20 protein-coding genes and 1 tRNA gene are annotated in these 22,335 nt (G+C 30.4%); 10 read left to right on the top strand and 11 right to left on the bottom strand.

The genetic code is table 11. The features are described 5' to 3' along the window. Nucleotides 1-69 precede the first annotated feature (69 nt). The 6 genes from galT to JHL18_RS23000 all read right to left on the bottom strand — a co-directional run bounded on the left by galT (nucleotide 70) and on the right by JHL18_RS23000 (nucleotide 6,403). The gene (gene galT / locus JHL18_RS23025) at nucleotides 70-1,581 is read right to left on the bottom strand and encodes a UDP-glucose--hexose-1-phosphate uridylyltransferase (RefSeq protein WP_200273662.1); all 1,512 of its coding nucleotides are present in this window, start codon (nucleotides 1,579-1,581) and stop codon (nucleotides 70-72) included. 33 nt (nucleotides 1,582-1,614) lie between these two features. Further along, the gene (gene galE, locus JHL18_RS23020; RefSeq protein ID WP_200273660.1) at nucleotides 1,615-2,604 is read right to left on the bottom strand and encodes a UDP-glucose 4-epimerase GalE; all 990 of its coding nucleotides are present in this window, start codon (nucleotides 2,602-2,604) and stop codon (nucleotides 1,615-1,617) included. A gap of 168 nt (nucleotides 2,605-2,772) precedes the next feature. Beyond that, nucleotides 2,773-3,933, bottom strand: a complete 1,161-nt coding sequence (locus tag JHL18_RS23015) for a galactokinase (protein ID WP_200273658.1) — start codon at nucleotides 3,931-3,933, stop codon at nucleotides 2,773-2,775. Nucleotides 3,934-4,256: 323 nt separating this feature from the next. Next, nucleotides 4,257-4,979: an amino acid ABC transporter ATP-binding protein gene (locus tag JHL18_RS23010; RefSeq protein WP_200273656.1), complete on the bottom strand. Its 723-nt coding sequence runs from the start codon at nucleotides 4,977-4,979 to the stop codon at nucleotides 4,257-4,259. Nucleotide 4,980: 1 nt separating this feature from the next. Beyond that, nucleotides 4,981-5,625 carry an amino acid ABC transporter permease gene (locus tag JHL18_RS23005; protein WP_200273654.1) on the bottom strand — a complete coding sequence of 215 codons (645 nt, stop codon included), beginning with the start codon at nucleotides 5,623-5,625 and terminating at the stop codon, nucleotides 4,981-4,983. A gap of 13 nt (nucleotides 5,626-5,638) precedes the next feature. Further along, complete coding sequence (locus JHL18_RS23000; protein ID WP_200273652.1) at nucleotides 5,639-6,403, bottom strand: transporter substrate-binding domain-containing protein; 765 nt, start codon at nucleotides 6,401-6,403, stop codon at nucleotides 5,639-5,641. 361 nt (nucleotides 6,404-6,764) lie between these two features. Between JHL18_RS23000 and JHL18_RS22995 the strand changes: the two genes are divergently transcribed. Continuing rightward, on the top strand, nucleotides 6,765-8,303 hold the full coding sequence (locus JHL18_RS22995) for a P-loop ATPase, Sll1717 family (RefSeq protein WP_200273650.1): 1,539 nt from the start codon (nucleotides 6,765-6,767) through the stop codon (nucleotides 8,301-8,303). 503 nt (nucleotides 8,304-8,806) lie between these two features. On the opposite strand, the gene JHL18_RS22990 is transcribed toward JHL18_RS22995, so the two are convergent. Further along, on the bottom strand, nucleotides 8,807-9,307 hold the full coding sequence (locus JHL18_RS22990) for a hypothetical protein (RefSeq protein ID WP_200273648.1): 501 nt from the start codon (nucleotides 9,305-9,307) through the stop codon (nucleotides 8,807-8,809). 416 nt (nucleotides 9,308-9,723) lie between these two features. Here JHL18_RS22990 and JHL18_RS22985 point away from each other — a divergent pair, with 416 nt between their 5' ends. Next, nucleotides 9,724-10,869: an aminotransferase class V-fold PLP-dependent enzyme gene (locus JHL18_RS22985; protein WP_200273646.1), complete on the top strand. Its 1,146-nt coding sequence runs from the start codon at nucleotides 9,724-9,726 to the stop codon at nucleotides 10,867-10,869. A 56-nt stretch (nucleotides 10,870-10,925) separates the two neighbouring features. On the opposite strand, the gene JHL18_RS22980 is transcribed toward JHL18_RS22985, so the two are convergent. After that, nucleotides 10,926-11,366: a nucleoside deaminase gene (locus tag JHL18_RS22980; RefSeq protein ID WP_200273644.1), complete on the bottom strand. Its 441-nt coding sequence runs from the start codon at nucleotides 11,364-11,366 to the stop codon at nucleotides 10,926-10,928. A gap of 273 nt (nucleotides 11,367-11,639) precedes the next feature. Here JHL18_RS22980 and JHL18_RS22975 point away from each other — a divergent pair, with 273 nt between their 5' ends. The 4 genes from JHL18_RS22975 to JHL18_RS22960 all read left to right on the top strand — a co-directional run bounded on the left by JHL18_RS22975 (nucleotide 11,640) and on the right by JHL18_RS22960 (nucleotide 15,041). Continuing rightward, nucleotides 11,640-12,329, top strand: a complete 690-nt coding sequence (locus tag JHL18_RS22975) for a winged helix-turn-helix domain-containing protein (protein ID WP_200273750.1) — start codon at nucleotides 11,640-11,642, stop codon at nucleotides 12,327-12,329. 2 nt (nucleotides 12,330-12,331) lie between these two features. After that, nucleotides 12,332-13,267, top strand: coding sequence for a sensor histidine kinase (locus tag JHL18_RS22970; protein WP_200273642.1), 936 nt, complete (start codon nucleotides 12,332-12,334; stop codon nucleotides 13,265-13,267). A 186-nt stretch (nucleotides 13,268-13,453) separates the two neighbouring features. Then, nucleotides 13,454-14,374 carry an ATP-binding cassette domain-containing protein gene (locus JHL18_RS22965; protein ID WP_200273640.1) on the top strand — a complete coding sequence of 307 codons (921 nt, stop codon included), beginning with the start codon at nucleotides 13,454-13,456 and terminating at the stop codon, nucleotides 14,372-14,374. Beyond that, nucleotides 14,367-15,041, top strand: coding sequence for an ABC transporter permease (locus tag JHL18_RS22960; protein ID WP_200273638.1), 675 nt, complete (start codon nucleotides 14,367-14,369; stop codon nucleotides 15,039-15,041). Before JHL18_RS22965 ends, JHL18_RS22960 begins: the two co-directional genes overlap by 8 nt. A gap of 144 nt (nucleotides 15,042-15,185) precedes the next feature. Here JHL18_RS22960 and JHL18_RS22955 read toward each other — a convergent pair whose 3' ends face one another. Next, nucleotides 15,186-16,439, bottom strand: coding sequence for an HlyC/CorC family transporter (locus JHL18_RS22955; RefSeq protein ID WP_200273636.1), 1,254 nt, complete (start codon nucleotides 16,437-16,439; stop codon nucleotides 15,186-15,188). A gap of 115 nt (nucleotides 16,440-16,554) precedes the next feature. Continuing rightward, a complete protein-coding gene (locus JHL18_RS22950) occupies nucleotides 16,555-17,601 on the bottom strand; it encodes a phosphodiester glycosidase family protein (RefSeq protein ID WP_200273634.1) in 1,047 nt (348 codons plus the stop codon). A gap of 378 nt (nucleotides 17,602-17,979) precedes the next feature. On the opposite strand from JHL18_RS22950, the gene JHL18_RS22945 reads away from it, so the two are divergent. From JHL18_RS22945 to JHL18_RS22930, 4 genes are all read left to right on the top strand, one after another. Then, nucleotides 17,980-18,510: a TetR/AcrR family transcriptional regulator gene (locus JHL18_RS22945; RefSeq protein WP_200273632.1), complete on the top strand. Its 531-nt coding sequence runs from the start codon at nucleotides 17,980-17,982 to the stop codon at nucleotides 18,508-18,510. A 77-nt stretch (nucleotides 18,511-18,587) separates the two neighbouring features. Beyond that, nucleotides 18,588-20,315 carry an MFS transporter gene (locus JHL18_RS22940; RefSeq protein WP_200273630.1) on the top strand — a complete coding sequence of 576 codons (1,728 nt, stop codon included), beginning with the start codon at nucleotides 18,588-18,590 and terminating at the stop codon, nucleotides 20,313-20,315. A gap of 355 nt (nucleotides 20,316-20,670) precedes the next feature. Further along, nucleotides 20,671-21,381: a GntR family transcriptional regulator gene (locus tag JHL18_RS22935; RefSeq protein ID WP_200273628.1), complete on the top strand. Its 711-nt coding sequence runs from the start codon at nucleotides 20,671-20,673 to the stop codon at nucleotides 21,379-21,381. A 346-nt stretch (nucleotides 21,382-21,727) separates the two neighbouring features. Further along, nucleotides 21,728-22,051, top strand: a complete 324-nt coding sequence (locus JHL18_RS22930) for a hypothetical protein (protein WP_200273626.1) — start codon at nucleotides 21,728-21,730, stop codon at nucleotides 22,049-22,051. Nucleotides 22,052-22,214: 163 nt separating this feature from the next. Here the strand turns inward: JHL18_RS22930 and JHL18_RS22925 are convergent. After that, nucleotides 22,215-22,289: transfer RNA gene (locus JHL18_RS22925), tRNA-Arg, on the bottom strand. Between the last annotated feature and the right edge of the window lie 46 nt (nucleotides 22,290-22,335).

Genomic DNA, 22,335 nt, shown 5'->3' with positions numbered 1-22,335 from the left:
CAAATTTTCTCACCAGAAGCCGAGTTTTTCGAACATGCATAACTTAAGTTTTCGTAATGGAACCCTATACTATAAACTCATTATAAAGTCATCAAAAGCCTTTATACCTGTTTCATTTCTCTTAAATACACCTGCATGTTCAAGAACCTTTATAAACTTTAATCCAACCTCTTGTTTAATTATTTCATAAACATTAGACTCGTCTATATTATTATATTTGCAAACTATATCCTCTGCCCACTTTTTATGCTTAAATATATTAGAATCTTCTTTAATACTTTGTATTTTATGTTTATCAACTAAATATTCCTCTAATTCCTTCAGCTCACCTTTCAGTCTAGGTGGAAGTACTGCGAGTCCCATCACTTCTATAAGACCTATATTTTCCTTCTTTATATGATGAAGTTCTTGGTGTGGATGAAAGATTCCAAATGGGTGTTCCTTAGAAGTCCTATTATTTCTAAGAACTAAATCAATCTCAAATAACTCTCCTCGTCTTCTAGCAATAGGAGTTATTGTGTTATGAGGCACATTTTCTGTAAATGCAATGATGTCTACCGACTCATCAGAATAACTTTTCCACTTAGTAAAGATATAATCAGAAAACTCCATAAGCTTCTCTACGCTATTAGCTTGCAACCTAATAACACTCATAGGCCACTTTACTCTTCCTATTGATATTTCCTCAAAGCCTTTAACGATATAACTTTTTTCAATAGGAGCTGCAGCCATTGCAAACTCATAGTTTCCACCTTGAAAATGGTCATGTGTCAAGATGGATCCTCCTACGATAGGTAGGTCTGCATTAGAGCCTATAAAGTAGTGAGGGAATTTTTCAACAAATTGTAGTAATCTTAAAAATGTACTCTTTGTTAACTTCATTTCCTCATGCTTATCTTTTAATACAATACAATGCTCATTATAATAAATATACGGTGAGTATTGCAGATACCAAGTTTCTTTATTAAGCTCTAATGGAACTATTCTGTGATTTTGTCTAGCCGGATGATTCAATGTTCCTTCATAGCCTTCATTTTCTTTACATAAAAGACATTTGGGATATAAGCTTGATGGAATACTTTTAGCTTTTGCTATTTCCTTAGGATCTTTCTCTGGTTTAGATAAATTTATGGTTATGTCTATATCTCCATATTCAGTATTTACCTTCCAATTCAAGTTCTTTTTGATTCTATTCATCCTTACGTAATTAGAATCTATACTCAAGTTATAAAAAAACTTAGTAGCTTTTTTCTTATCTGAATCATATAAAGAATAGAATTTTTGTATTACCTCAGAAGGTCTACCTATAAGGCATCCCATGATCTTAGTATCAAATAAATCCCTAGAAACAAACCCACTATCATTTAGGATATCATTGTCCAACGCCCAAGCGAGTATGTTATCTAATATAGGCTCTAACTCTTCAAATTCTTCGCCTGCTTCAATACACTCAAGTTCTTGCAACTGCAATACTTCCATCAACCTATTTCTGGTATATATCCTATCTAGTGGATCTATTAATTCCTTATTTATAGCATATTCTAATAGTTTTTCTATTTCTTTTGAAATATTTATATCCATTTCTTCATATCCCCTATAATTTAAAGTAGCCCTTTATTCCTCAAATCCATTTACATGACTTTCATGGAACTTCCAAGCAGCCGCTATTATCTCTTCTACATTATTATATTTAGGCTCCCAACCTAAGATATTTTTAGCTTTCTCACTTGATGCTATAAGAACAGCTGGATCTCCAGCCCTTCTTGGACATACTTCTGCTGGTATTGCATGTGATGTAACCTTTCTAGCTGCATCTATCATTTCTTTAACAGTAAAACCACTGCCATTTCCTAAATTAAAAACATCACTTTGCCATCCATCTCTTAATTTATTAAAGGCTAATATATGTGCATCAATAAGATCTTTTACATGTATATAGTCTCTTATACATGTTCCATCCTTAGTGTCATAATCCTCGCCATAAATACTTATCTTTTCTCTCTTATTTAAAGGAACTTGCAATATAAGTGGAATTAAATGAGTTTCAGGATTATGAGCTTCCCCTATTAATCCATTTGGATGAGCTCCTGCAACATTAAAATATCTAAGAGCTATATATCTTAAGCCATGTGCCTTGTCAGCCCACTTCATCATCTTTTCCATAGCAAGTTTTGTCTCACCATAAGTGTTAGTAGGTTCTGTCTTATCTGTTTCAGTTATAGGAACTCTTTCTGGCTCACCATAAACTGCTGCAGTAGATGAAAACACTATCTTTTTTATATTATTATCAACCATTGCTTGAAGTAATACCTCAGTACCATGAACATTATTATTGTAATACTTTAACGGTAATTGCATACTTTCACCAACAAGTGAGTTAGCTGCAAAGTGAATTACTCCTTCTATTTTGTTATCCTTAAAAACCTTATCAAGGAAATCGTACTCTCTTATATCCCCCTCATAGAACTTTGCTTCTGGATGTAAAGCCTCTTTATGTCCAGTTTGGAGATTATCTACAACTACAACTTCTTCCCCTCTTTCAATAAGCTCATAAACACAATGAGATCCTATATAACCTGCTCCGCCACATACTAAAATACTCACAACAATCATCTCCTACATATTATACTGATGTACCACCTTCGTAATAAAATTTATTATTTTTAAATTCTCTCACCAGAACCCGTGAGAGTTTTAAAAATATATGTCGGTTCGAAATGGTACATCTGTAGTTAAATTTTTACTACTTCTATAATAGTTTAACAGTTGCGCTTACAACTTTCTAGCACCATCACCTATTTGAGCTACATAAAAAGTTGCTTCATACCCTATCTTATCTTTATAACTAGAGCCTACATTTTTAATAAACTCTTCTACCGCTTCATTGTTTACTATACTTACTGTACACCCACCAAAACCTGCTCCAGTCATTCTTGATCCTATAACTCCATTTTGCGCCCATGCAAGTTCTACTAAAGTATCAAGCTCTATTCCAGTAACTTCATAATCATCTCTTAATGATATATGTGAATCATTCATCAATTTCCCAAATAGCTCTATATCCTTATTGTTTAAAGCCTCAACAGCTCTTAAAGTTCTTTGATTTTCATAGACTGCATGCTTAGCTCTTCTTACATTAACTTCATCTTTAATTAGGTGTTTATACGTTTCGAATTTCTCTTCCTTAAGTTCACCTAGGGATTTTATATCTAGTTCCACTTGTAAATCCTTTAGCGCTTCTTCACATTGGCTTCTTCTCTCATTATATTTCGAATCAGCCAGTCCTCTTCTCTTATTTGTATTCGCAATTACTATTGATGAACCGTCTATATCTAACTTAGCATAATCATATTCTAGAGTATTTGTATCCAATAGAATAGCACAACCTTCTTTGCCCATTCCTATAGCAAATTGATCCATTATGCCACAGTTTACTCCAATGAAGCTGTTTTCAGCTTGCTTCCCTAACTTCACCATTTCTATCATATCTAGATCAAATGAAAATAAATCTTTTAATATTACAGCAGTAGCAAGCTCAATTGATGCTGATGAAGACAAACCTGCTCCGTTAGGTATATTTCCATAAAAAAGTACATCTACTCCATCATCCAACTTATATCCATTCTCACTAAATGCCCATAGAACACCCTTAGGATAATTAACCCAATCATGCTCTTTCTTATAAGTTAACTCATCTAATTCAAACTCTATAACTCCAAGGTCCTCAAAGTTTTTTGAGTACATTCTTACTTTTTTATCTGTTCTTTTCTTTGCAACAGCATAGGTACCAAAAGTTAATGCACAAGGAAATACATTACCTCCATTGTAATCAGTATGCTCACCAATAAGATTCACTCTTCCTGGAGCAAAATAAACTCCATCCCCTTCAGTTTCAAAAATAGCTTTAAAGTCATGTTTTAAACTTTCTACCATTATAAATACCTCCCAAAATAATTTAAAAATATATAAATTCGCATTAGTTTTATTTTATAAACACTAAACAGAAAAGGTTATCATAATCAAATTGTATATCTTTTTTAGTAAAACTTCAATACTTTTTTACTTGTTTTTTACTGATTTTGTTTATTTATTTTATTCCTATAAAAAACTTCTAAAACAATTGAAATATCTAGGTTTAGCTAACTCAAAAACTTTATTTCTTTCTTTAAAGTAAAAAAGTGATTTAACCCTGAAGCTTACTTCAGTATTAAATCACTTTAAATATAAATCTTAAACATTACAAATTTAAATTTATTTTATAAAACCTTATTTAAGAAATCTTTAGTTCTATCATTTTGAGGATTGGAGAAAATATCCTTAGGATCACCTTGTTCAACAATATATCCACCATCCATGAAGATAACCCTATCAGCAACTTCTCTAGCAAACCCCATTTCATGAGTTACTACTATCATAGTCATTCCTTCATTAGCTAGCTCTTTCATAACCTGCAATACTTCCCCAACCATTTCTGGATCTAGGGCAGATGTAGGTTCATCGAAAAGCATTATCTCTGGATTCATAGCTAAAGCTCTAGCTATAGCAACTCTTTGTTTCTGTCCACCAGATAAATTGTCCGGATATTCATTTGCTTTACTAGAAAGACCTACTTTCTCCAAAAGTTCTAAAGCCTTCTTCTTAGCATCTGCCTTACTCATCTTTTTTAATTCAACTGGAGACAATGTAATATTATCAATTACATTTAAGTGAGGAAATAAGTTAAATGATTGAAAAACCATCCCTATCTTTTCTCTTACTTTATTTATATCAATCCTTGAATCATTTATAGCTTCTCCGTCTATAAGTACGCTTCCGCCATCTATATCTTCTAGTCTGTTTAAACATCTAAGCAGTGTACTCTTACCAGATCCAGATGGACCTATAAGGCAAAGCACTTCACCTTGACTTACATATAAATCAATACCTTTCAATACTTCCAGCTTTCCAAAATGTTTCTTTAATCCATTAACTTTTATCATTTTACATGCTCCTTTCTAGTCTCTTAGAGATGATTGAAAGCAATGTTATAATTACGAAATACATTACTGCTACTGTACCCCATATCTCAGTTGATTTAAAGTTAGATGCAATTACTATTTCACCACTTTGTGTAAGTTCCCTTATACCTATTACTGATAATATTGAAGTATCCTTTAAGGATATTATAAATTGATTTATTATCGCAGGAGTCATTCTCTTTATGGCCTGCGGCAATATTACCTTAGTCATAGCCTTGGAGTACGGAAGACCTAAACTTCTTGCAGCTTCCATCTGACCTTTATCCAGCGACTGTATACCAGCTCTGAATATTTCTGCCATATAAGCACCTGCATTTAGACTTAATGCCAAACAGCCAGCAAATTCAGCTCCAATTTTTATATCCATAGCACTAGGAATAGCAAAGTAAATAAAAAACGCTTGTACAATAAGAGGTGTTCCTCTTATTATGTCAACGTAAATAACTGCAATTGACTTTAGAACCTTATTCTTAGATATGTTTAATAGTCCAAATACTAATCCAAGTATAGATGCAAAAAATAGAGATATAACAGTAAGCTTCATAGTTACCGTTAATCCGCTTAATAAACTTGGGAGGCTATCTTTAATTATAGAAAAACTATCCATTTAGAACCTCCTATTACTTCTTAATATATTTTGAAAGTATTTTATCATATTCGCCATTTTCTTTAAGCTTCTTTAATCCAGTATTGAATTTATCAAGTAATTCTTTGTTCTTTCCCTTAACTACTGCAAATCCGTATTGGTCTTTAGTTAATCTATCACCAACAACTTTTAATGTAGGTGTAGAATCAGTTGAAATCTTATATGCTATAACTGGATAATCTTCAAAAGTAACGTCTGCGTTTCCATTTATAACTTCTTGGAACATTGATGGAGAATCATCAAAGTATCTTATAGTAGCACCATATTTGTCTTTGTTATCTTCTGCAAATTTAGAACCAGCTGTACCCTTCTTAACAGCAAATATCTTTCCTTTTAAATCGTCTGCTGATTTTATTTTATCATTTTCAGCTTTAACTACTATTGATATACCTGCATCAAAGTATCCTTCTGAGAAATCTAAAGACTTCTTTCTTTCATCAGTTATACTCATACCAGCTATAGCTGCATCAATTTGATTTGAAGTCATTCCAGGAATTATTCCTTTAAAGTTCATTGGCTTTAATTCATATTGGAAGTTTTCACTCTTTGCAATTGCATCAAGTAAATCCATGTCTATCCCTATGTATTTTCCGTCCTTTTCGTATTCAAATGGTGCATATGTAGCATCCGTAGCTATGACATATTTTTTATTTGTTCCTTCATCCTTCTTTGAACATCCTACAAAAGTAGCCCCTAAAATTGTAACTGCAGTAAGCAGCGCTAATGCTTTTTTTAACATTATTCTTTCCCCCTCAATAATTTAAAAGACGCCCTTTAAAGGGTATAGTATACCCCTCAAAGAACGCCATTGTTCTTTATAATAATTTATAATTTTTCACTTAACATAATAATATTATATTTACAAAATGCAAGTTGGTCAAGCAAATTATTCATTTTTTCTTATAACAATATTTTCATATATGTATAAATCCAATTACTTTAAATATTTATATATTTATTTAGAATGTTTTTCTTATTTTATATATATATTAAAGTATAGTAACAACATAATATTTTGTCAGTAACAATTCATTGGAATTTTTTTGAAATTGTATTATAATATTATTAATATTTATATTAAAACTTAGTGGGTGATTTTATTGTCTAAAAACATTACTCTTTTTAATGATAATATTAAGCTTAAAGATATATTTATCGGTTACGCCAATGGTGAAAGTGAATCCAATGAAAAAAATTTTTTGGACTTATTTTATATAAATAGTAATTATGATGAGATAATATCAAATAAAAACAAATTCATAATTTCAGGACGAAAAGGCACTGGAAAAACAATATTAGCTAAATATATTGAAAAAAACTATGCAAACACTGGATATCTATGCACCACTAGAAAAATAAATGATTTTAATCTCCAAAGCTTAATTGATCTAAACGAAACAATACTTCCTAAAAGCGAACTTTCAGTGTTTTGGAAATGGACAATCCTTTTGGAGATATGTAAATTAATATTGTCCGGCAAACCAAACCCTCAAAATATAAAAACAGTGTTTTATCATAATAGGTTAAAACGTTTTTATTGTAATCTTTATTCAGATAGTATTTTTACTGTAAATTCCTATAGTAAAAGTAGTAATAATAAACTTGGTGGAATAGTGAAAATCCCTACTGCCTTAAATGAAATAAATACTTCTGCTGAAATAGCTTATAACATAACTAAAAACTTTCAAAAAAACAAGTATTATAATCTACTTAATAAATTAGATGGTTTACTAAACAAATGCTTGCCAAATTATAACTTAGTATTGATATATGATGATTTAGATGAATTTCAACGAAATATGCAAGATGATTTTTCATATATAGATTTATTACTTTCATTAATTGCTGTAAGCAATGACATAAACTTAAAGCTTGTAAATACTAATTCCTCCAATAGTCGTATACTCATATTGCTTCGAGATGATATTCTAAATATGCTTCATTTATATTCAGCTAATCTTAATAGACTTATTGTTGACTCAGAAGTGAACCTGAATTGGCCAAAAAATAATTATAAGGATCCTTGGGAAAATCCCTTAATGGATATGGTATTATCTAAAATTTCTGTTTCTGTAAATGACTTTTCCAACATGAGCAAAGAAGGTCTTTATAGAAGACTGTTTCCTGAAAAAATTAATCATCAAGAGGCCTCTGATTATCTTATGGATTATAGCTTCGGGCGACCAAGAGATATAATAAATTATCTAAACATTATAAAGAATACCTATCCAAATGCAAAATACTTTGGATCTCAACTTTTTACTAGTTGTAAGGCAACCTATTCAAGTAAGTTTTTAAATGAATTAGAGAATGAATTATCTATTCATAATAGCCCAAAAGTAGTACAAGAATCTCTAAACATAATAAGAGATCTTAAATATCAAACCTTTGACTATGCCACCATAAAGAATTTCTATAATGAAAATTCAACCAATTATCCAAGCATAACTAGCATAGATAACTGCCTAAATTTTTTATATAAGTTTGGTGTTATAGGTAATACAAAAAACATAAGTAGAAATATCAAAAAACCTAAATATAAGATAACTTGGTGTTATGGAGATGGAGGTTCATCCAATCCTAATTTCTCAGAAAAATTTATAGTTCATTATGCTTTGAGGAAAAACTTCGGTATCTAGAATAACGCATATAACAAAAGGCACCTTGGCAGGTGCCTTTTTCACGGGCTCTTTCGTCCCAATTTTAACGGGCTCATTCGTCCCAGGATAATTGTTATTATCCTTCAGTGTTTTATCTATATACAATATACTCTCGTACATTTTATATTGTTACCAATTTTAAAAATTATTACGTTGTACTCTAGAAAATGCTTCAAGCTCAGCTTCAAACCAATTTAAATTATATCACTGAACCATGAACTTATTCAATATATATTTACATTTTTTTACTTTAATTATGTGTAAACTAATAATTTTACTAAGGACTCTATAACTCACAACTCTACATTTATATTATAAAAAGTACAATAATATGAATATTTTATATTTGTAATGGTAGCTTTTTTCTTATACTAAACTTTAGTTATCTATATTTTTCTTTATTATAATTTATCAGAGTATAAAATTAAAGCTGCTATACCTAAAATCAATATAGCAGCTTTATCACTAAATACTTTATGAAGTTATGCTTCGTCTTCAGTTTTCAGCATCATACTTCTATATCTCTCATTTTTACTGTAATAATTCTCTTCTAAAAATTTATGTGCTTTTTCAAGGCTATCTTGTCCATATATATATGATAACATTGAACATATACTAGACTTAAACCAAATTGAACAAAAACTTTCATCTAAAAGAAGGTATTTAGGTCTGTTTTCATCTGGTTTATTGGTATCTGCACTTCTTATCTCAACTTCATCTTTTGAATTAATCAAATAATCAAAATGAGCTAGCATCCCCTGCATTATCTTTTCTCCAACTTCAGAATTTTCATTGGCGATTTGAACGAAATAATATGACCATGCAAAAAGAACATTTTCTTCCAAGTTCATTCCAGCTACCTTATCCCCTATAGTAGATTTAAAGTAATTATACATAAAACCCGAAACCTTATTAGAATTCTCTTCAAACCTTTGGGCAAATAGATTCATATCATAACCCACTAACATTTCTATCTTTTCCATTTCTCTTCTCCCTCCATATACCTAAATGAATAATTATAAATTTATCTAAACTTACTTTTTAAAAATGTTTTTCTATAGATAAACTAGTTCCAAATTAAATATATATTTCATAATCCTATTACATTAATAGTTTAGTAGGATTATCTCTTAGTTTTATTAGCTAGAACTGGATTATCTATTCCGCTGAACTGATAAACTCCTAGGATACATTCTAATACGAAGTAGTTTATCTATAATTTAACTAGTCCCCTTTAATTATACCACTTATATCCATACAGTTTGTACACTTTAATTGTTAATGGTCTTTTACCTGATAAATAAATTTTATTCAGTACTACATATCTATATCTCATAAAACGTCATATTCAATAATATATTTAATATGAAAGTAGCTTTATAAAATTTGGAGGTATGAAATGAGAACGATTTATTTAAATAATGCCTTCGCTTCTTACCCAAAAGTGCCTAATCTATATGAAAATATCTTTAAATATTTTAGAATGCTAGAATCAAATAGAAACTTTATAGGATATATAGAAGAAATTAAGTCCATGATAGAGGAAACAAGAGGCCTTTTATGTAGATTGGTAAACTTTAAGAATGACGGCAATGTAGTATTTACCTCAAATTCCACACTTGCAATTAATATGATCCTTAATGGCATACTCAATAAAAATGATCATGTTATTGTTTCATCTGTTGAAAATGATGTTATTATGAAACCCATAAACTCTATGATATATAACGGTCTAGACATTTCAAAAATCCCTTGTACTGAATCAGGCGAACTGGACACTACAATAATCCCTAGATTAATTAACAGGCATACAAAAGCAGTTGTGTTATCCCATGTTTCCAACGTATCTGGGACAATCCTACCACTAAGACAAATTGGAGACATTTGTGCTAAATACAACTTGTTTTTTATAGTTGATGCATCTCAAAGTCTTGGAACTATTAACATAGACAATGAAGAAATTCATGCAGATGCAATAATCTTTAGTGGAAATAAGTATTTACTCGGTCCAGAAGGCATAGGCGGTTTTATTGGAAGTGATAAACTTATTGATAATATGTCTTCATTAAGTAGTGTGAATAGTCAAGTTCCTCCTAATAGTATGAGTGCTGTTAATGAAAAGCTTGAACTTGGAACTCTAAATTATATAGGTATATATGGCTTAAATCTTGCACTAAAATTCCTACTTAATATTGGTATAGATAATATTAAATTTAAAACTGATGAATTGACTTCTTTACTTATAAATGAATTATTGAATATAGACGCCCTTCAAATTATAGGCAAACCTAATAACATCGATAGAAGCTGCATAGTATCATTAAAACTAGACTCTCTAAACCCTATTACTGTTCATGAAAAACTTTTAGAAGACGGAGTTTATACCGGAGTAGGCCTGTTTTCTAACTGTTCTTATAATAAATTAATAAATACTTTTCCTAATGGACTTCTTAGATTAAGCTTTAACTACTTCAATACACTAGAAGATGTTATTCTTACTGTAGATAAACTTAATAATATTATGCGAAAAATTAAATATCAATAATTAATATTAAATGACCTAGATAGATAGAATAGCTACTAACCCTCTATTTATCTAGGTCACTTCTTTCTTCTCTCCTTAAAAAAATCACTGATTATTAAGCTACATCTCTCATCATAGCACCAATTAACCTGTACAAAAAAGCTTAGATTTGTATTTTGAGTTAGATTTATAACAGATCCGCAAGCCCCTCCATTTGGGTCAAAGGTTCCTATATGTAGTTTTGATAATCTGCTTTGTATTATTGCTCCTGCACACATAACACAGGGCTCCAAGGTCACAAACATTTCACATCCACTTAGTCTCCAGGATCCAAGATGCTTAGAAGCCTCTTCAATAGCAACTATCTCAGCATGGGCTAAAGGAGATTTCCTTGTTTCTCTTAAATTATGTCCTCTTCCTATTATAACTCCATCCTTAACAACTACAGCTCCTACCGGTACCTCATCTAAACTTTTAGCAATGAGAGCTTCTTTAAGAGCTTCCTCCATAAAATTCATACATTATCATTCCTATCTTTAAAGAATATGATTATTGCTGTAAAATATAGTATATATCAGATTTTTTAGCAATACTATGATAATACTTGTTTAAACTTATAATAAATATATCCGATATCTTATTTCAAATAATAACTTATTTATAGAATTATATATAGATGAACCACTTCATAATTAAATTTATATTTTCAAATTCTCCTCTCAGAACCCAGAGGAGTTTTGAAAATAGATTTCGGATTGAAGTGTTTCATCTTTAGTTAGGAGTGACTTGTTATTTACAACTTATTATTAGTAGAAGATGATATTGAAATTAATCAATTAGTATATGATCATCTGAGACATGAAGGCTTTTCTATCACTTCAGTTAAAGATGGTGAATCGGCACTGCAGGAATTTCACAGCAATAACTTTGATTTAATAATACTAGATATTATGCTGCCTAAACTTAATGGAAAAGAAGTGTTGAAAAAAGTAAGAGAAAGTAGTACCATACCTGTTATTATAATCTCAGCTAAAGACAGTGAATTAGATAAAATACTAGGATTGGAATTAGGCGCTGATGATTACATCACTAAACCTTTTTCATTAAATGAGTTAAATGCCAGAATAAATGCATCACTTAGGCGAATTGGCTACTTTAAAAATTCTCTTCCAAAAGAATCTAAAATCCAAAGAGGTGAACTTACACTGGACTTAGACAACTATCAGTTGATAAAGAATGGAATCCCTATAGATCTAACTGCAAAAGAATTTGAAATCATAAAATTACTATTAGAAAACCCTAAGAGAGTATTCACAAAGACTCAACTGTTCTCATCTATTTGGCATGACGATTTCATGAAGGATGAAAATACTGTTATGGTTCATATTAGAAGAGTTAGGGAAAAAATAGAGGATAATCCCTCTGACCCTAAATATATAAAGACTATCTGGGGAATCGGTTATAAGTTAGGAGATATATAGCTATGATAGAGCTTTTGCTGTTAATAATTCTTATACTATTAATAATAATCCTATTATTATTTGTAAAAGATTTAAAGATAAAAAAAGATATAAAATACATTTCCTCAATCTGTGAAGATATTTCATCTAATAATACTAATCTTAGAATTAGAGTAAACTTTTCAAATAAAGAAGTAAAGAATTTATGCCAATCTATAAATCATTTAATTAATGAATTTCACAAGCTTCAAATCAGTGATTATGAATCTAGAGAATCAATGAAAAAGATGCTGTCAAATGTTTCTCATGATTTAAGAACACCATTGACTGTAATGCTTGGCTATATTGATCAAATAAATTATAACAAGAATATTTCAGATAGTGGTAAAAACGACTACTTACTAAAGCTCGGCACTAAAACTAATGAAGTTATAGAACTTATTAATAAGTTTTTCTCCTTAGCTAAACTCGAATCTGGCGACAACGAAATAGTTTTAGAGAAAATAAATATATCGGAAACTCTCCGAGAAATAGTTTTAAACTTTTACAGTATAATTACTGAAAAAAATCTCTCCATGGAAATAACCATACCAGATACAAACATCTACTGCTATGCTAACAAAGAAGCTGTAGGAAGAATATTAAACAATCTTATAAGCAATTCTTTAAAATATGGTTATGAGGGAACCTCAATTGGTGTTTCACTATACGAAGAAGATAATTTAGTATGGATCGAAGAGTGGGATAATGGTAAAGGTATCAACTCATTAGAGAAAGATAAGGTCTTCCAAAGATTGTATACAATAGAAGATTCCCGTAACAAAGATTATTCTGGAAGCGGATTAGGTCTGACTATCGTTAAAACCTTAGTAAAAAAGATGGATGGAGAGATTTTCTTAGAGAGCTCTCCTTACAAGAAGACTTCCTTTAAATTCTACTTAAATAAAAATTCAAGATAAGTTTATTAATTTATTTAAGAAATTTGTAAGGTTTATTTTAAAAATTTTAAAGGTATTTTAAATATACTGTTATTAAAGATTAAGCTTTAAATAAAGAATTTGCATTTAAGTGCTTAGTAGAAATGTCTATAACAAAGAAATTTTGATATTAACTAAATTACTTAAAAATATTAGGAGGATTTAATAATGGTATATGCATTAAGAACCTTTAACCTTACAAAAGAATTTAAGAATAAAACAATCGTAGATAACTTAAGTATTAATATAAAAAAAGGTGAGATTTATGGTTTCCTTGGAGAAAACGGTTCTGGGAAAACTACTACAATAAAATTAATAGTAAATCTTTTGAAACCAACTTCAGGTTCCATAGAATTCTTCGGTGAACCTATAAACTTAAATAGATTTGAAGTATTCAAAAGAATTGGTAGTGTCATTGAAACCCCTGCATTTTATGAGACTCTTACTGCAAGAGAAAACCTAGAAATTCATAAGACCTTAATGGGATATGAAGATAAAGATTGTATCCAAAACGCATTAGATATGGTTAAGCTAGATAACTTTGAAGGCAAGCTCGTAAAAGAATTTTCATTAGGGATGAAGCAGAGACTTGGCATTGCAAGAGCAATCCTTACAAAACCTGAATTTTTGATGTTAGATGAACCTATAAATGGTCTAGATCCTATAGGTATAAAGCATATAAGAGATTTACTAATAACACTTTCAAAAAAACATGGAATTACTATACTTATATCAAGCCATATCCTAAGTGAGATTGAACAACTTGCTGATACTATCGGAATAATCCATAAAGGTAAACTACTTGAAGAAATTGACTATGCAACCATCCAATCTAAAAACAAACATTCTATCGAGATAACAGTAAATGACGTGAAAAAAGCTGCTTTCTTGCTTACAGAAAAACTTCATATTAATAACTTCGTAGTTGATGGTATAGATAAGATAAGAATATATGAAAGACTAGATAATAGCTCCATTATAAATAAAGTTTTAATCAGCAATGATGTAGAAGTGATATCATTGACCACTCGAAAGGATTCTTTAGAAGATCACTTTATTTCACTTATAGGAGGTACTAAAAATGCTTAATTTAATAAGAATAGAACTTTTAAAACTAAAAAGAAGATCTAAGTTCATAGGAATACTAGTAACGTTAATTCTATCCTCATTAATTATTCTTCCAGTACTTTATAGTGATGAAAAACTTACCTCCTGGAATGCTGTAATCTTACTTTCCTTTGCTTTGATAAGTCTAATAACAAATGTATTTACCTGTATCCTTTCAGGAGAACTTTTCATGGAAGAATATAGGACTAAGACAATAAATATAATGTTCACCTATCCAATAAGCAGAACCAAGATATACTTCTCTAAGCTTTTAGTTATGAGCCTATACTGCTTAATAATTTCTATAGTAGGTGCAGTTATATTTTTATCTGTTGCTAATATAGCAAATTATATACATCCAGCCCTTACTGATAGCTTTACTAAGGAAATGATCATAAAAATATTAGTATTAGCAGTATTCTATTCAATATTTAACTCATTCGTTTCCATAGTATACTCATTTTTCTCAACTGTTAAAATATCTATTCCGCTCATGGTTGTATCTTGCATTCTAATATTAAATGCAACTTCAAATAACGACATAACAGAACTTTCACCTTATGCACTAATACCTCTTGCCATAGTAATGATATCAAGTGCTCTACTTTTTCCTATAATAAGACACTTAAACATTAAAGATGTAGTGTAGTTTATGAACAAAGCAACCTATTATAAACCTTATATAGTTCATATATAAAAATTAAAGACCATATATTTAAGGAAGGTTATTTCCTTAAATATATGGTCTTTTTTTACCACTGACATATTCATAAGCCTTTTACTAATTAATTGTTTATAATGTAAATATTCTAACTTTCTTTATTCTATTTCTTTCCACTTCTTCAACTACAAATCTTGTGTTAATATAGGATACTTCCTCTTTTTCTTCCGGCATCTTACCTATCTGCCCTATTATAAATCCGCCAATAGAATCAAACTCCTCTGATTCTATCTTTATTCCTATTAATTCATTTAGATCATTAATCCTCATGCTTCCGTCTACAATATACTCATCCTCTTTTACCACTTCAATATGCTTATCAGTCTCATCATCATATTCATCTTCAATCTCGCCAACAATTTCTTCAACTAAATCTTCTATAGTTACAATTCCAACAGTTCCGCCATATTCATCTAAAACTACAGCCATATGGTTTCTTGTTTTTTTCATTTCACTAAAAAGTTCAGTTATCTTCTTAAATTCAAAGGTATAAAGAGGAGTTCTCATATAGTCCTTAACTAAAAAATTATTTTTTACATCTTCCGCTAGAATCAAATCTTTAACATTTAAAACTCCTAATATATCATCTATAGTCTCACCATACACTGGTATTCTAGAAAACTGTTCATCTTTTATTATTTGAATTATTTCTTCATAGGTAACTTCTACACTTGCTGCAATAATATCAATCCTTTGCACCATTACATCTTTTACTTGAAGGTCTCCAAATTCAAATACATTGTATATCATCTGCTTTTCTTCAATTTCTAGTACGCCTTCTTCCTCACTTACGTTTACAATTGTTTTAAGTTCTTCTTCCGTTATGAACTGTTGACTTATAGTAGTCTCTCCACCTAGCATTTTTATAAAAATTAGAGAGATTTTATTAAATATAAATACAAAGGGTTTTAATATACTAACTACTAAACTTATAGGTCCTATTACACGTAATGATACAGCTTCAGACTTCTGCTTAGCTAATGACTTTGGAGTAATCTCACCAAATATTAATATTAAAATAGTCATCACTGCAGTAGCTATAGCAACACCCCAATCACTTTTTACAAGTCTTGCAGTGACAGTTGTGGCAAGAGCAGAAGCTCCTATATTCACAACATTATTGCCAATTAAAATACTTCCTAAGAGTTTATTAGGTTCCTCTGTTAGCTTTTTCACTAGCTTAGCCCCTTTTATGTTTTCTTCTACTAAATGCCTTATTCTTATCTTACTTAAAGACATCAAAGCAGTCTCTGCTGCTGAAAAAAAACTAGAAAGAACTAATAAAACCACTAATATTATAAAGTCCCACGTAAGGCTCGAGCTCAAAAATCATCACACTCCCATATAGTACAAAAAATTCCATACAGCTTATTATATCATATTAGATATTATTTTATTATTGGATACCTATAGATGTATTACTTCGTAATAAAATTTATATTTACTTAACTATAAAGGCTGTAGGTAAAGTTCTTGGACCAGCTAGAGATGATGGTTTATTTATTATTTTATCTTTGTAGTACATCGTAGTGGATGCTCCCCCATCTAAATTAGCTGCATTATAAACATCATATTGAAGCAATATATCTTGAACATCTCTTAATGTCGCTCCCACACTTGATACTTGACGTCCATCTATGACAATCATAACTACAGACCCATCTTTTCTTTGTCCAATAGCAGTTCTAGGAGCAATTCCCCATCCACCATTTCCACTTTTTATTGTAGGCTCACCATTTACTATTAAGAAGGGTGAAAAAGAAACAGCTTCTTTAATATTACTCTGTTTTATTTGATTTAAAGTGTATCTCCCAAGGACTAGAACACCATCATTATTGAAACCTATTACGGAGTATTCTACTCCTTCTTTTCCGTATACTACATTTCCTTCATGTACTACTACACCTAGAGGTTTTCCACCGTTACCCTTACCATTTTCATCTTCAAACCCACCTGCGTTTATACCAACTAAAGCTTTTTCTTCTTTCATTATGTCATCTAGCTTCATACCACTGTTTCCAAGTTTATTAGAAGAAGCCACCGTTATTCTCTTAGGGTCATCAACTACTAATACATATCCTTTATATCTATCATTGCTTATATCAATTAGCTTTATTCCATTGTAAGGATCCTTAGTATCTTGCTCTTGTCCACTACTTAACTCATTTATAGCTGGTGCAATTGTTTGTACTGCGATCTGAGAGATGTCACTATTGACGTCATCCTCTATTTTTTGTTTATCCATTATTTTATTTATTTCTTCATTGCTTAGAAAGAGTGTTGCTATGTATTGGTGTCTAAGAGTTGTCATTGCAGTTGTAACTATAAACTCTTTTATATTTACAAAAGGTCCGTAGTAAACTAAGGGTATTGATAACGCTAGTCCTATTACAATATTAGCAGAAAAAAGAACTAATCCGTGTTTTGCCACTTTTAATATCCTTTTCTTCTTTAAATCCTTACTTCTTTCCGTACGAGTCTTTCTCATACTTATCCCTCTCTTCACAATAATTTAATTTATATATTGAAAAAATCACTGAAACGACTTTCTTTAGTGATTTTTTTGCGCATCTGCCTTTCCGAATGTATATGAGGAAAATCTGGCAGGCGACACATTCGTATTTTTTATTCTTTAAATAACATTATGTTCTAAGTGTCACTCATATATATCAATGAATATAATTAAATTATAAAAGATATAAAGAATAAAAATTCTTATGTCATTAACTTACATTAAATATAAACTATTTTCTTACTATTTGAAATTAAATCTTTATAAATTTTAATTTGCTGGTTGCATTTTAAAGTATTTGCAATATAATAATATTATTAGTGAACATCGTTCATAAAACAAAGGAGGCTTTAAATGCCTAAGATATTACTTAATATAAAAGATAAACTTATCGAAGAAGGTAGATTAGTTCTTACTAATAGTGGTTATAATAATTTCAATATAAGAGACATTGCTAAATCCTGCAATATAGGTATAGGAACCTTTTATAATTACTTCTCTAATAAAGACGCTTTAATTATCGAGATTATAACTAACGACTGGGATAAAGTAATTGAACTTTCTAATTCACTTATTTATAAAAATATCCACATAAAAGATAAATTATTTCTCATTTATTCTGATATAGATAAATTTTTATCTACTTATATAGATACCTTTATGATGATGACGGCAGATGGCTCTAAAGGATGCCCTCATCAATATATATTTGATCAAATTTATGAGGCTTTAGAAAAATCAATTAATATAGCAACTGAAAAAGGAGAGATCAAACCTTTAATAAATGCTAAAAAATTAGCTAAACTTATAATAAACTCTATGACTTTTGCAGTAAAACAAAAGGACATATCCTTCGATGAAATATACTACTCAATCAAGATGTAATTTATATCATTTAGTTAAACTAAACTAAATGATTTTATTTTAATTTTAAATGAACATAGTTCAGAAAGGAGTTTTTCATGGCAAAAAATAATCGAACCTTACTACTTATAATCTTCTTATTAGGTGTCTTTATTGGAGCTCTAGATACTGGTATTGTTTCTCCAGCTAGAACTGTAATAGCTTCTCAGCTATCAATATCCTCTAGCAGTAGTATATGGATAGTAACTATATATACGCTTGCATATGCAGTTTCTATGCCTATAGCTGGTAAATTTTCTGATAGGTATGGCAAAAAGAAAGTTTTCACCTTAAGCATTACTTTGTTTGGAATAGGATCACTGCTTTGTGGTATTTCTAATTATGCAGGTAGCTTTTCCTTCCTACTAGCAGCAAGAGTTATTCAAGCCTTAGGTGGTGGAGGAATAATGCCAGTAGCCACTGCCTATATAGGCGAAAGTTTTCCCATTGAAAAAAGAGGTTCAGCTCTTGGACTTGTAGGCGCTATGTACGGCGTATCAACTACATTAGGACCAACAGTTGGTTCTGCACTACTTAACTTAGTAGGCAATTCTAACTGGGGCGTATTATTCTTAATAAATGTTCCAATATGTATTGGAGTAATAATAGCTGCAGTAATCATAAAAGATGAAGGTATATTAAAAGAGCCTAAAAAAATGGATGTGTTAGGCAGTATTATAGTAACGGTATTAATACTCTCATTAATGTATGCACTTACAAACTTACAATTTCATGACTTTAAAAACAGTATAGCTTCAACAAAAGTTTGGCCTTACTTGCTAACATTTATAATCCTACTTCCCATATTTATAATAGTTGAAAAAAGATCTTTAGATCCTATATTAAATCTTAAATACTTTACAAACAGAGAGATTGCTCTTACGCTTTTGATTTCCTTTATAACAGGAGCAGGTATGATGGGAATAGTATTTGTGCCTCAGTTTGGAGAAAATGCATTGAAGTTAAAAACTGGTTCTGGGGGATATCTAGTAACTCTTATGGCTATATTCTCAGGTGTTTCAGCACCACTGGGTGGAAGGCTTGTAGATAAGTATTCGCCTAAATTAGTACTTAGTATGGGGTTTGCTTCCACATTTATAGGAACTTCAACCTTAGCTTTCATCGTGGCCAAAAATCCATCTTTTGTTTCTTTACTATTTGGATTAGCTTTCATAGGGCTTGGTATGGGATTCTGCATGGGAACACCACTTAATTATCTAATGCAAACAAATGTTGATCCTAGTGAAACAGCATCAGCTCAATCCACACTATCTCTAATAAGATCTATAGGTGTTGCAATATCTCCTAATATACTTATAGGCTTTATTTCTGAGGCTGGAAAAAATATATCGCCTAAATTAATGGCTATACTTCCAAAGGTAGCTATACCAGGAAGCAGCACCGCGGTTTCTATGACTCAAGGAAACTCATCAGCTGTTTCTCCTGATCAACTAGCTGCTCTTCAAAATGCTGATGTTACAACAATAACTGATGTATTAAAACAATTTAGCAGTTCAATGATAGATAAATTTTCCCCAATGTTAAAGCAACAATTACAAAACATTAAGCTTCCAAAAGGAGTCACTGTAGACACCTTGGTTTCTCAATGGAAATCAGATTATCTCTCTCAAATAGAATCACTTAGGTCTTCAATAGAAAATGTCTTTCAAAGTACTTTAAATGAAGGGTTTTCAAAATTATTCATTGGTGCAGCTGTAATAGCACTACTAGGATTGATATTCACGCTTTTATTATCAAAGAAGAACAAGCTTGCAAGTTCTAACTAAGAACTGTAATAAAATTAAATCAAAAACTCTTTCTTGATAAAATGACTTTCTTAGCTAAAATAAAACAAGCAAGTCTACTAAATATTTAGAGATAAATAGTTTAGTAGACTTGCTTGTTTTTTTCTTAATCAACTTTAAGTTTATTTAAGATTCTTATTGATATCTATGTATTGTGTACTTATACAAACTAAAAGTATAGTCTTCATGTTGTATATAATTAGTTAGCGACAGAGTCAAACCACTATAAATACTAGAATTAAGGTCTTTTTAAGTTTTATTAAACAACTATATATTATGCAGGTATAAAATGCTATAATATAAGTATATACCTATTTTTTGAATTTGGGAGAACACTATGACTAAATATATGCAAATAGCAAATGATATAAGAAATCAAATAGTTCAAGGCACTCTGCAAGCAAATGAGCAATTGCCGTTTGAAAAAGACCTTTGTGAAAAATATGATGCTAGTAAGATGACTGTAAAAAAAGCTTTAGATATCCTAGTATCAGAAGGATTGATAGTAAAAAGACGAGGCTCTGGTACCTTTGTAAAGAGTATAAGCAGCACTGACATGAATAAACTACTTGTTTCAAACCAGTTTAGAGGCTTAACTGCGCTATATAGTACTAGGAAAGTTACAAGTGAACTACTAAAATTTGAAGTTATAGCAAGTAATGAAGAAATTAAATCAAAACTTAACTTAGAAAATGAAGAGTTTGTTTATAGCATACTTCGTGTTAGATACTTAGATAACAATCCTTTCGTTATGGAAAACACCTATATGCCTATAGGTTTAATACCAGGATTAAAAAAACAACACGCTTTAGATTCTATTTACTCTTACATAGAAAATGATTTAGGATTAAAAGTTCAAAGTTCACATAGAACTATAAGGGTTAGAAAATCTAACGAATTAGAGCAGGAACACTTACAGTTAGAGCCTAATGATCCTGTTGCCGTAGTAGAGCAAGTTGCCTATTTTGAAAATGGCAGCGCATTTGAGTATTCTATATCTATCCACAGATATGATCGTTTTGCTTTTGAAACAGTAATTGTACGCTAAAAATCTTAATCATCATATAAATAAAGTACTACTATTAGGATAGCAAACAAGAGTAAATCTTGCTTGCTATCCTTTTTTATCTTACCAAAGGAATTTGCATGATTATTAAAATCAAAAAGACTTTAAGCGAACCTACGTTAATACACAATAAAATATATTACTTGTGACTTCACATTGTGTTGTATATGTATTTTTTAACACTTATTATTATTTTTTGATATCTTTTGAAAAACTAAGTATACTACATCTATTTTTATCAAATACGCTAATATGCAGAAAAACCATCAACAATATAGTTTTATAATTAATGTATATTATGTTAATATTTGTATCGAGGGGTGATAATATGAAAAACAAATTCAAAAAAACAGCTTTAGCAATTGCGGTTCTAGGAATCTTTGCATCAATTCCTTCACAATCAGCAACAGTAGCAAACGCTAAACCAATAGGGTGTTGTGACAACCCAAGAGTAGTTACTAGAACAATAGATGTTGACGACGTAGTTGAAAGTTGCTCCGTATCGTCACATTATGATTCTGAGCATGAATGCATGATAAGTTATACTATTCTAAGAGATGACCAAGTATGTGCTAACTGCGGTGCCACATGGAAAACAGGAAAAACATATCGTACCAATGTTGTCCACACAAGGTTACGTACTAAAGACTAAGATTTTAGAAGTTTTTCAAATATGAGTAATTTTTTTAATAATAACATAAAAACAGTAGTAAGAAATTATCTAACTACTGTTTTTTGTTATTATCTTAATTAATCTTTCAAAGACTAATAAAAACGGCTTAACCTTAACAGTTAAGCCATTCTCTCATCATACATGGTATCCCCAGTAGGAATCGAACCTACATCTGTCCCTTAGGAGGGGACTGTTCTATCCATTTAACTATGAGGACATATTTAATTGTATGAAAAATACATTCCTATTTTAAACCTTTATAA

The organism is Clostridium yunnanense (assembly GCF_016595795.1).
Classification (GTDB): domain Bacteria; phylum Bacillota; class Clostridia; order Clostridiales; family Clostridiaceae; genus Clostridium_AR; species Clostridium_AR yunnanense.
The sequence above is the reverse complement of the archived record's forward strand: the minus strand, read 5'-3'. Positions and strand labels throughout refer to the sequence as shown.